General features: G+C 36.2%; 5 protein-coding genes and 2 pseudogenes. 1 reads left to right on the top strand and 6 read right to left on the bottom strand.

From position 1 onward, the window contains the following. From ACIQ2J_RS14475 to folE, 6 genes and pseudogenes are all read right to left on the bottom strand, one after another. A pseudogene (locus tag ACIQ2J_RS14475) lies at nt 1-394 on the bottom strand (cell filamentation protein Fic); the annotation flags it as partial. Nucleotides 395-446: 52 nt separating this feature from the next. After that, nucleotides 447-3,278: an excinuclease ABC subunit UvrA gene (gene uvrA / locus ACIQ2J_RS14470; RefSeq protein WP_396171137.1), complete on the bottom strand. Its 2,832-nt coding sequence runs from the start codon at nt 3,276-3,278 to the stop codon at nt 447-449. Between the two features lie 164 nt (nt 3,279-3,442). Continuing rightward, nucleotides 3,443-4,351: a prolipoprotein diacylglyceryl transferase gene (gene lgt / locus ACIQ2J_RS14465; RefSeq protein ID WP_396171135.1), complete on the bottom strand. Its 909-nt coding sequence runs from the start codon at nt 4,349-4,351 to the stop codon at nt 3,443-3,445. A 66-nt stretch (nt 4,352-4,417) separates the two neighbouring features. After that, nucleotides 4,418-4,669 (bottom strand): membrane protein insertion efficiency factor YidD, encoded by a 252-nt coding sequence (gene yidD / locus ACIQ2J_RS14460; RefSeq protein WP_396171133.1) that lies wholly within the window; start codon nt 4,667-4,669, stop codon nt 4,418-4,420. Nucleotides 4,670-4,674: 5 nt separating this feature from the next. Then, a complete protein-coding gene (gene cysS, locus ACIQ2J_RS14455) occupies nt 4,675-6,153 on the bottom strand; it encodes a cysteine--tRNA ligase (RefSeq protein ID WP_396171131.1) in 1,479 nt (492 codons plus the stop codon). A gap of 41 nt (nt 6,154-6,194) precedes the next feature. After that, the gene (gene folE / locus ACIQ2J_RS14450; RefSeq protein WP_396171129.1) at nt 6,195-6,866 is read right to left on the bottom strand and encodes a GTP cyclohydrolase I FolE; all 672 of its coding nucleotides are present in this window, start codon (nt 6,864-6,866) and stop codon (nt 6,195-6,197) included. Between the two features lie 154 nt (nt 6,867-7,020). Here folE and ACIQ2J_RS14445 point away from each other — a divergent pair. After that, nucleotides 7,021-12,145 (top strand): annotated as a pseudogene (locus ACIQ2J_RS14445) (hypothetical protein); the annotation flags it as partial.

Below are 12,145 nucleotides of genomic sequence, written 5' to 3'. Positions count from 1 at the left end.
CGTCTTTAATTACCATGTCAGAATCTCGTATTTTTCCTCTAAAATGGGTATGCAATAAATGTTTTGAAATTATTTTATGAGACTTTAAAACAGTGCTTTTGGATAATTTATTTTTTTGTGCAAAAAGGTAAGCATTAAATAAATCATTCGGTTTTTGAACCAAACTAGAGAGATATTTAACCTTATTTGTTTTGTATTTTATGTAACTATCAATTTCCAATTCTTCTCCTTCAATTTTAGAGGAGGACATTGCCGAAACCGAATTATAAAAAGTAAAACTATCCAAAGAAAGTTCTATTTTTTTTATTTTATTGAAATAAAAATCAATATTTACTTTTTGGGATATTTCATAATTTTCATAAATAGAATTATAAATTGTTTGAAAATTTTCCATAATTCAAATGTAATAAAAACAATGTATCTATAATAATTTACCTACACATTATTTACTCCAACTCCTTTTTCAAAAACTGCGCTGTGTAACTTTTTTTGTTTTTTATAATTTCTTCGGGAGTTCCTTTACAAAGGATTTCACCACCACCTTTACCGCCTTCTAAACCAACGTCAATAATATAATCGGCAAGTTTAATCACATCTAAATTATGTTCGATAATCAAGACCGTATTTCCTTTATCAACCAATTTTGTGATAACATCCATCAATACCCGAATGTCTTCAAAATGCAAACCAGTAGTAGGCTCATCCATAATATAAAACGTATTACCGGTATCTTTTTTAGACAATTCGGCCGATAATTTTATGCGTTGTGCTTCTCCCCCCGAAAGTGTGGTGCTTTGTTGTCCTAGGGTAATATATCCTAATCCAACATCTTGAATGGTTTTTACTTTTCGATAAATTTTCGGAATCATTTCAAAGAAAACGACCGCTTCATCTACCGTCATGTTCAATACATCGGAAATGGATTTTCCTTTATAGCGAATTTCTAAAGTTTCACGATTGAAACGTTTTCCTTGGCAGGTTTCACATTCTACATACACATCGGGCAAGAAACTCATTTCGATAGTTCGAACGCCCGATCCTTCACAGGTTTCACAACGGCCACCTTTAACATTAAAACTAAATCGTCCCGCTTTATAACCACGAATCATGGCTTCGGGAGTCATGGTAAACAAACTTCTAACTTCCGAAAAAACATCGGTATATGTAGCTGGATTGGAACGAGGCGTTCTCCCAATCGGACTTTGGTCGATGTCAATTACTTTATCAATATGCTCAATGCCTTCAATTTTTTTATAGGGTTGTGGTTTTTTCACGCCATTATAAATATGCGCGTTCAAAATAGGGTAGAGGGTTTCGTTAATCAAGGTAGATTTACCGCTACCAGAAACTCCGGTTACGCAAATCAGTTTTCCTAACGGAAATTCTACCGAAACATTTTTAAGATTATTTCCGCTAGCACCAGATAATTTTATGAATTTTCCGTTGCCTTCGCGGCGTGTTTTTGGTACTTCAATTTTTAATTCTCCGTTAAGATATTGCGCGGTCAAAGTATGCTCTTTTAATAATTCGGCAGGTGTACCTTTGCTGATGATCTCGCCACCAAATTTTCCTGCTTTCGGACCAATATCAATCACATAATCGGCACATTCTATCATGTCTTTATCGTGTTCTACCACCAAAACCGAGTTGCCAATATCCCTAAGATTTTTCAAGGAATTAATCAATCGTTCGTTATCGCGTTGGTGCAGTCCAATGCTTGGCTCGTCTAGTATATAAAGCACTCCAACCAATTGCGAACCGATTTGTGTTGCCAAACGAATGCGTTGCGCTTCCCCACCCGAAAGTGATTTAGAACTTCTACTCAAGGATAAATAATTCAATCCAACATCCAACAAAAATTGCAATCGGTCGTTAATTTCTTTTAATATTTCTGTGGCAATAGTCTTTTGTTTTTCCGATAATTCTTTGGGTACTATTTTAAACCATGCCGATAATTCGGATACATCCATAGCCGATAATTCGGCAATATTTTGATTGTTAATTTTAAAGAAAAGGGCTTCTTTTTTCAAACGAGAGCCATCACATTCTGGGCAATTAATTTCGTCCATGAATTCTTTAGCCCAACGTTTAATAGAAGTCGAATTGCTCTCGTCAAATTGGTTTTTTATAAATTTAGAAATTCCTTCAAAATCAATTTTATAGTCTTTAGTAACTCCAGCAGTTTTTGAAACCACCGAGAATTTTTCGTTACCACCGTTCAAAATCATTTCCATTGCTTCTTCCGAAATAGTTTCTATGGCATCGGTCAATTTGAAATTGTATTTTTCTCCAATAATCTCCAATTGCTTGAACATCCACGAACTTTTATATTCGCCAAGAGGAGCAAGGGCCCCTTTATTAATGGATAATTTAGGGTTCGGAATTATTTTTTTGCGGTTGATTTCGTTTACAATTCCCAAACCATTACAATGTTCGCAGGCACCTTTAGGAGAGTTAAATGAAAATAAATTTGGTTCCGGGTTTTGATAGGAAATCCCAGTGGTTGGGCACATCAAGGTTCTACTAAAGAAACGTACTTCATTAGTTTCATTCTCAATTACCATCATCACATCTTCTCCGTGGTACATGGCGGTTTTGATGCTTTCCGATAAACGTTTATCGGTGTCTTCATCCTTTTCGACTTGCAATCGATCAATTACAATTTCAATATCGTGGGTTTTGTAACGGTCGAGTTTCATGCCCGCAGTGATGTCGACAATTTTGCCGTTTACACGAACTTTGACAAATCCTTGTTTGGCAATTTGTTGGAATAACTCGGCATAATGTCCTTTTCTTGCTCTAATAACGGGTGCTAAAACATTAATTCGTTTGCCATTGAAATTCTCTTTAATTAGATTTTTAATTTGCTCATCCGAATAGGAAACCATTTTTTCGCCGGTGTTATAACTGAAGGCTTCCCCTGCACGAGCATACAATAAACGCAGGAAATCATATATTTCGGTGATGGTTCCGACGGTAGAACGAGGCGATTTGCTGGTTGTTTTTTGTTCGATAGCAATTACGGGTGATAGTCCGTCAATTTTATCTACATCTGGGCGTTCTAATCCGCCAAGGAATTGACGTGCATAAGCCGAAAACGTTTCGATGTAACGGCGTTGCCCTTCGGCATAAATCGTATCAAAAGCCAAAGACGATTTTCCCGAACCCGAAAGTCCTGTAATCACCACCAGTTGCTCTCTCGGAATGGAAATATCGATATTTTTCAAGTTGTGAACTCGAGCACCAATTATTTCAATAGTAGTATCGTTTTCTTGCATATTTTTTGTAAAAAGCAAAAGTACGTTTTTAGGAATAAATTTCAGTTAGTCAGTTAAGAAGAATTTGTGTTTTTTTATATTTTTTTAAATGAATTTTGTTTATTCTGGATCTTCTAGAATTTTAAATCCAAAACTACAGTTACATTAAAAAAACTTATAAAAATTTATTTGATAATTGTTTTTTTTGCAGTAAACAAAAAGTACAATCCGATAAGAATAAAAGGGATGCTAAGCCATTGACCTGTAGAAAATATTGTAGAATCTCCGAAACCGCCTTGGCTTTCTTTTACATATTCAACCACGAAACGAACACTCCATAATAAGATTAAGAAAAGTCCGAAAAGGAGTCCTTGTTTTTCGGCTGTTTTTGTTTTCCAATACAGGAATAAAAGCAAGAAAAACACAAATAGGTAGCAGAAGGATTCGTATAATTGTGCAGGATGCTTTAGCGGGACTTGCATTAATAAGTTACTGAATTGTGGATCGGTAGCAATTGCGTGGTACGCTGCATCAGGATCGCTAATGTGGGTTTTAGTTACTGCATCTTGCTGGGTGAAATAATCGCGAATGAATTTTATTCCGAAGGTTGTATTGTTAGTGACTTTTCCTACAATTTCGGAATTAAAAAAGTTTCCAATTCTAACAAATATGGCGCCGGCAGCTACAGAAATTACTACTCTATCTAATACCCATAAAATAGGACGTTTTATTACATTTTTGCTGTAAAAATACATTACTAATATTATGGAAATTGCCGCGCCATGGCTTGCTAATCCTGCAAAACCGGTGAATTTAAACTCGGGTTCAAATTTAAATGGCAACAAAATTTCTAGTAAATGGTTTCGGAAATATTCCCAATCGTAGAAAAAAACATGTCCTAATCGTGCTCCTAAAAGCGTTGCAAGAACCGTCCAAATGAATAAAGTATCTAGTTTTTCTAGGGATTCTTTTTCGTTTAAGAATATCTTTTTCATGATGTACCACCCTAAACCAAATGCAATAACAAACATTAAACTATAAAATCTAATAAATAATGGTCCTAAATGTATTCCTTCTGCTGGATTCCAAATCATGGTAGGTGTTTTTTGGTATATTTTTCAAAAATAGTAATTAATAATTCATACTATTTTAAAATTATGTTATTTGTGAGTACATTTTTTGAGAGGCACTGGGTCGTATCCACTTTTTCCCCACGGATTGCAACTGATAATTCGTTTAATTCCTAAATAAAAACCTTTAAATAAACCATGAATTTTTAGTGCTTCTAGAAAATAGGTAGAGCAAGTTGGTTCAAATCGGCAGGTTGCAGGAGTGAAGGGAGAAATGGCTCCTCGGTAAAAATAAATAAGGCCTTCTAAAGGAGCAATTAGTATTTCTTTTAGCGTTTTCATGGTTGTTAGAACGTAAACGAAGTTCCATCTTTGCCATCTTTTAATTGGATATCTAAAACTAATAGTTTGTCTCTAATTTCGTCCGAAAGTGCCCAGTTTTTATTTTCTCTTGCTGCTTTTCGCATTTCGATAAGCATTTCAATTACTCCTTCTAATTTATGGGTAGTGTCGTTGGAGACTTTCTCATTTTTGATTCCAAGAACTTCAAAAGTGAAAACTTCCAAAGTGTTTTTTAACTCGGCTAAATCGTTAGTGGTTATGGTTTCTCGTTTGTCGTTCAACACATTTACCAATCGGATGCCTTCAAAAAGGTGGGCAATTAAAATAGGAGAATTGAAATCGTCGTTCATTGCATCGTAGCAATTTTGTTTCCAAGACATAACATCCACAGAGGAAGTAGTGCTTGTTTCAATTTCGGCACAAAGATGAATGCCTTCCATCAATCGGGTAAAACCCTTTTCGGCAGCAAGAATAGCATCGTTAGAAAAATCTAAAACACTTCTGTAATGGGCTTGCAACATGAAAAAACGCGCTACGTTAGGGGAGAAGGCCTTGGTTAAAAATGGGCTATCTCCAGTAAAAATTTCTCCAGGAAGTATATTGTTTCCTGTAGATTTCGCCATTTTTTTTCCGTTTAAAGTTAGCATGTTGGCATGCATCCAATAATTAACTGGACTATGACCGGTGCAGGCTTCGTTTTGGGCAATCTCACATTCGTGGTGTGGGAATTTCAAATCCATTCCGCCACCATGAATGTCAAATTTTTCTCCGAGATATTTGGTGCTCATGGCAGTACATTCTAGATGCCAACCCGGAAAACCAATTCCCCAAGGAGAAGGCCAACGCATGATGTGTTCTGGTTCGGCTTTTTTCCATAGAGCAAAATCTTGTGCGTTTTTTTTGTCGCTTTGTCCTTCGGTATCTCTAGTGTTAGCAAGCATGTCTTCAATGTTTCTGCCACTTAACTTTCCGTAATGGTGCGAATTATTGAATTTTATAATATCAAAATAAACTGATCCATTGGTTTCATAGGCAAATCCGTTATCGATAATTTGCTGTACGATTTCAATTTGTTCTATAATATGTCCTGTTGCCGTTGGCTCTATGCTCGGAGGGAGGAAATTATAACTATTTAAAATCGAATGAAAATCTACCGTATAACGCTGCACAATTTCCATTGGTTCTAGTTGTTCAATACGCGCTTTTTTGGCAATTTTATCTTCGCCTTCATCTACATCATCCACCACATGGCCAACATCGGTAATGTTTCTCACGTACCTAACTTTGTATTCTAGATGTCTTAAATATCTAAAAATAACATCAAAACTCATAAAAGTTCTCACGTTTCCTAAATGTACATTGTTATATACTGTTGGGCCACAAACGTACATACCCACATTGCCTTCATTAATAGGAGTAAAAAGTTCTTTTTCTCCTGAAAGTGAATTGTAAATCTTAAGCGTTTGATTTTTGTAAAGTGGCATAGTATTTCAGTTAACAATGGTAAGCATTAATTTTATTCTATTTAAAAGGAAGTTTCCAATTTGATATAATCTAAAAATTCTCTTTTTACAGATTCTTCTTTAAATTTTCCGCCAAATTCGGCAGTAACGGTGCTACTTTCAATGTCCCTAATTCCGCGAGAATTTACACATAAATGTTTGGCATCGATTATACAAGCTACGTTATCGGTATTCAAAACTTTTTGAAGTTCCTTCACGATTTGAATGGTTAATCGTTCTTGAACTTGAGGTCTTTTGGAAAAATAATCTACAATGCGGTTCATTTTAGATAAACCAACAACGGTTCCGTTAGAAATGTAAGCAACATGAGCTCTTCCGACTATTGGTAATAGATGGTGCTCACATGTAGAATAAACAGTGATGTTTTTTTCTACCAACATTTCGTTGTATTTGTATTTATTTTCAAATGTGGAAGAACTTGGTTTTTTATCTGGATTTAATCCGCCAAAAATTTCTTTTACAAACATTTTTGCAACACGATCTGGAGTTTTCTGAAGACTATCATCTGTCAAGTCCATTCCTAGTGTTGTTAAGATGTTTTCAACATTTTTTTTGATGATTGCAATCTTTTCGTCATCCGTTTTTTCAAACGCATCTTTTCTTAAAGGAGTTCTCTCGCTCGTTCCAATATGGTTATTCCCTAAATTGTCAGTATGGTCTTCGTGATTAGTCATTTATTGATGATAATTTTTTAATAGATAATAGCTGCAAAGATAATTATTAATAAATTATTAATAACTAAAGAATTATTATTTTTAAAATTTGTAAATTTTAAGAATAATTTTGCTTAAAATTATGTATATTTCGCACCTCAAATTACATCCCAATATGAAAAAAACTATACTATTTACATTGCTAAGTCTAATGTTTTTCAACACATTAATAGCCAATAATTCATCTTATAATCGGAATTTTAATTCTGATTATGTGATTTCAAATAGTGCAACTAATAATAAAGTAATTAGTTACAGAACTGCTCCACCATTGGCATTGGCATTAACCTATTCTGTTACTAATACCTCTTGTTCAAGTATTGCAGATGGTTCTATTGTGGGATATGCCACAGGAGGAACAGCACCTTATACCTATTCTATTACTGGAATTACATTGCCTACGAATACCACCGGAGTATTTAGTAACTTACCAGCAGGTACTTATACTATTTCTGTTTTGGATAACGCTTCCAATGCTGTTAATCAAAGTAATATTGTCGTTGGAAACCCAGCAAATCCATTAATAGTTTCTTCCAATACAACTATTTGTTCAGGAAGTTCAACAACACTTTCGGTTAGCGGAAGTGCCACTGCATATACTTGGGTTGCTTCTCCAGCAGATCCTACTTTAACTGCTACTACTAGTGCAACACCTACAGTTAGTCCGATAGTTACTACGAATTATACAGTTACTTCATCTGTTTCAACTACCAAAAATTTAGTATATAATGGTGATTTTAGTTCGGGAAATATGGGTTTTGGAACTGATTATCAATATTTAGCAGTTGCACCTCCAGTTGGCGCTCAAAAGTCTTACGGGATTGTTACCAATCCTAATACTTGGTTTTCACCATTTTCTTCTTGCTCAGATCATACTTCTGGAACAGGAAATATGATGGTTATGGAAGGTTCTTCTACTAATGCAGGAAATGATAAGTTTTGGAGCCAAACCATTCCTACAATAGCTGGGCAAAATTATACATTTAGTTATTGGGTACAAACACTTACTGCCTCCAGTCCAGCTTCTATTCAGGTTAAAATTAATGGTGTTGCTTTGGGAGGTGTTAGTTTTGCTCCATCCGTATCTACTTGCGGTAACTGGACGCAATATACTTTTCCTTGGAATTCTGGAGTAAGTACTTCGGCCCAAATAGAAATGTTTGATACAAATGTATCTGTATCTGGAAATGATTTTGCAGTAGATGATATTTCTTTTACAACCACCGCAATTTGCTCTTTTTCTAAAACAATAAGTATAACAGTAAATACATTAGAAATAGCCGTTCCTTTAAATCAAGAAGTTTGTAATGGTACATTTATATCCGCACTAAACTTTACAAGTAATCAACCGGGTACTACTTTTTCATGGACCAACAGTAATCTATCATTACCTATTGGAAGTTCTGGTATTGGAAATATTATTGATTTATTAGCTAACAATACTACTTCTAGTCCTATTGTATCTACCATTACGGTAACAGGTTCCTTAAGTGGTTGTACTAATGATGTAAAACAGTTTACAATAACAATAAATCCTAATCCTAAGGTAGTTGTAAACAGTATTCAAAAATGTACTGGCGATTTAACACCGGCCGTTATTACTGCTACTCCAGCGTTTCCAGGAACCTATAGTTACGCTTGGACAGTACCACTTACAGTGCCAGCCCCAGGAAATGTGGCAAGTATCCTTAATGCAACGGATGCAGGAAGTTATACGGTAGTAATAACGAATACCATTACGGGTTGTGTTAGTGCTCCAGCAACTGGAACTTTACAAATTAATGTTAATTGTTGTCCTAATGATATTTCTATTCCAACCCCAGAATCTTTATGTAATACCGAAAGCTGTACTACATTAACCGCCTCTTATATTGATGTAAGAAACACTAATACCTATACAGTAAGCTCTATTCCTTATGTTCCTGCAGTTCCTTCCGGAAACGCAACCACTGGTTCATTATGTACGATAGATGATACCTTTTCAGACCCTCAAACATTACCTTTTAAATTTAGTTTTTTTGGAGTTTGTTACGATAAATTTCAAATAGGAACAAATACTTTTTTAACGTTTGATGCTACTCATGGATTATGTAATACACAAGGTAGTGGGTATGTTATTCCAACTGGACAAACAATTCCAAGTACTGCAATGAATGCACTTTGGCGTAATTCTATTTATTTTCCAATGCAGGATACCAATCCAAATATTGTAGCTGCTCCACCTGTATCTATAACTTATATAATTGATGGACTTTCACCATGCAGAAGAGCAATAATAAATGTTAAAAATATGCCTTTATTTTCTTGTGGAACTGCTCAAGGATTACAGGAAAGTCAATTGGTACTATATGAAGGAACCAATATTATTGATGTTTATGTAAAGAAAAGATCTGTTTGCCCTTGGAATAATGGAAGTGGTGTACTTGGTATTCAAAATGCTACAGCTACCGTTGCTTTTACACCTCCTGGAAGAAATACTGGAACTTGGATTGCTAATAATGAAGCTTGGCGATTTTCACCAGCAGGACCTTCATTAACTTCTTTTCAATGGTATCAAGGAACACCAACTACTACACTAACTGCTATTGGTGGTGCAAATACTCCTTCTATTGCAGTTTGTCCTTCTGCTACTACTAGCTATACTGCTCAAGTAACATACAATAATACCTGTACGCCCTTATTGCCAATACGAGTTGTTAAAAAAACGGTTACTATTGAAGTTAACCCTGATGATACTTTAACACCAGATGATATTGTTCATTGTGTTTCAGATAATTTGTTTGATTTAACTATTAATGAACCAGTAGTTTTGGGTAGTTTAGATCCAGGAAACTACCCTATTTCTTATCATACTTCACTTGCAGATGCACAAAATACTGCAAATCCTATTGCAGACCCTACCTCTTTCACAATAACTAGTGGTACTAGTCAAACTATTTATATATGTATTAATGATCCTTACGGTTGTGTACGAGTAAAACCTTTTAATTTAATATTAAATCCATGTTTTGCCTGTCCAACTATTACTATACCATCTTCTGATCAAACTTTGTGTTTAAATGCAGATCCAACTCCTTTTTCTGTATCAACAACTTTTACAGTTACAGATGCTATTAGTTATGTTTATTTTACTACACCTCAAGTTGGAGATAATATGTATTCAGGAGGTATTCCTTTGGGTGCAGTAACACCAACAGCTGGAGGTATAGCAACTTTGGATCTTCCTGTTTTAGGTTCTGGTTCCTTGCCAAATGTAGCGGATACTTATTATGTTTATGCTATTGCAAATCCTGCTCCTGCAGATGTTACTTGCAGACCTTATTCGATGATTCAAGTTGTGGTTAATGATGCTCCAGCAATTCCAACGGTTGTAACTCCAGTTACCTATTGCCAGAATGTTACAGCAACAGCTTTAACTGCTACAGGTTCTAATTTACTTTGGTACACAACTGCCACTGGTGGTGTGGGTTCAGCTACTGCTCCAATTCCAAGTACAATTGCCTCTGGGAATACAACTTATTATGTTTCTCAAACTATTTCAGGATGTGAAGGTCCTAGAGCTTCTATTACCGTAACAGTAAATGCTACACCTTTAGCGCCAACGGTGGTAACGCCGGTTGTCTATTGTCAAGATGCTACTGCCTTTGCATTGACTGCAACAGGTACAAGTTTACTTTGGTATACAGCTGCTACTGGAGGTATTGGTTCTGCAACAGCTCCAACTCCTAGTACTACGGCTGCTGGAACTACCACTTATTATGTTTCACAAACGCTTTTGGGCTGTGAAGGTCCAAGAGCTTCTATTACAGTAACGGTTAATGCTACGCCTTTAGCTCCAACAGTGGTAACTCCTGTTAACTATTGCCAAAATGCTACTGCATCTGCTTTGACAGCTACCGGATCTAATTTACTTTGGTATACTGCTGCAACAGGTGGTATTGGTTCGGCTACGGCTCCAATTCCTGTAACAAATCCAGCAGTTTCTACCACTTATTATGTTTCTCAAACTCTTTTAGGTTGCGAAGGGCCTAGAGCTTCTATAACCGTAACGATTAATCCTACTCCCTTAGCACCAACAGTTGTAACTCCAGTTACATATTGCCAAAATGCTACGGCATCGGCTTTAACTGCAACTGGCACAAGTTTGCTTTGGTATACTGCTGCAACGGGAGGTACCGGTTCTGCTTCGGCTCCAACACCAAGTACTTCCACTGCTGGTACAATTGATTATTATGTTTCTCAAACTGTTTTAGGCTGCGAAAGTCCTAGAGCTTTGATAACAGTAACGGTTAATGCTACTCCTGCAGCACCAACTGTAGCACCAGTTGTTTATTGTCAAAATGCTACGGCATCGGTTTTAACTGCCATAGGAACTAATTTGCTTTGGTATACTGCTGCAAATGGTGGTGTGGGTTCTAGTTCAGCTTCAACTCCGAGTACCGCTACTGCTGGATATAATGATTATTATGTTTCACAAACTATCTTAGGATGTGAAAGTCCTAGAAATTTTATAACAGTAACGGTAAATGCTACGCCAGTAGCACCAACGGTAGCACCTATTACCTATTGTCAAAATGCTACTGCATCCGCTTTAATTGCAACAGGATCTAATTTACTTTGGTACGCTGCCGCAACGGGAGGTACCGGTTCTGCAACAGCTCCAATACCAAGTACTGCAACTGCTGGTACTATGGATTATTTTGTTTCTCAAACTATTTTAGGATGTGAAGGACCAAGAGCTTCTATCACGGTAACCACTATCACCGCCCCAACAATCACCGCTCCAACTTCGTACCAAGTATGCGATGACAACACCGATGGTGTATCTTGTTTATTTATTTTAAGCACCAAAGATACCGAGCTGACTGCTGCTTCGGGTTTGACTATCACCTACCACTTAACCCCAACGGATGCTGCATCAGGAGCTAATCCAATTCCGAAAAACACACCTTATTGTAATATTTCCAATCCACAAACGATTTATCCGAGAGTTTATGATGCCGCAGCTCCAGGTTGCGTTTCGACTTCTTCATTTAACTTAATAGTAAATCCAAAACCTCTTTTAAATCTTACGGTAAGTAATTACCAATTATGTGATGTTAATAATTCGCCTGATGGATTTGAAGAATTTGATTTATCCACTAAGAGCACCGAGATTATAAACGGTCAATCATCGATGGTCGTTACCTATTATTTAAACCAAGCGGATGCTACTACTCAAACTAGTGCTTTGCCAAGTT

Origin of the sequence: Flavobacterium sp., assembly GCF_044357305.1 — a bacterium.
GTDB lineage: Bacteria > Bacteroidota > Bacteroidia > Flavobacteriales > Flavobacteriaceae > Flavobacterium.
This window is presented reverse-complemented; position numbering and strand designations above follow the sequence as displayed.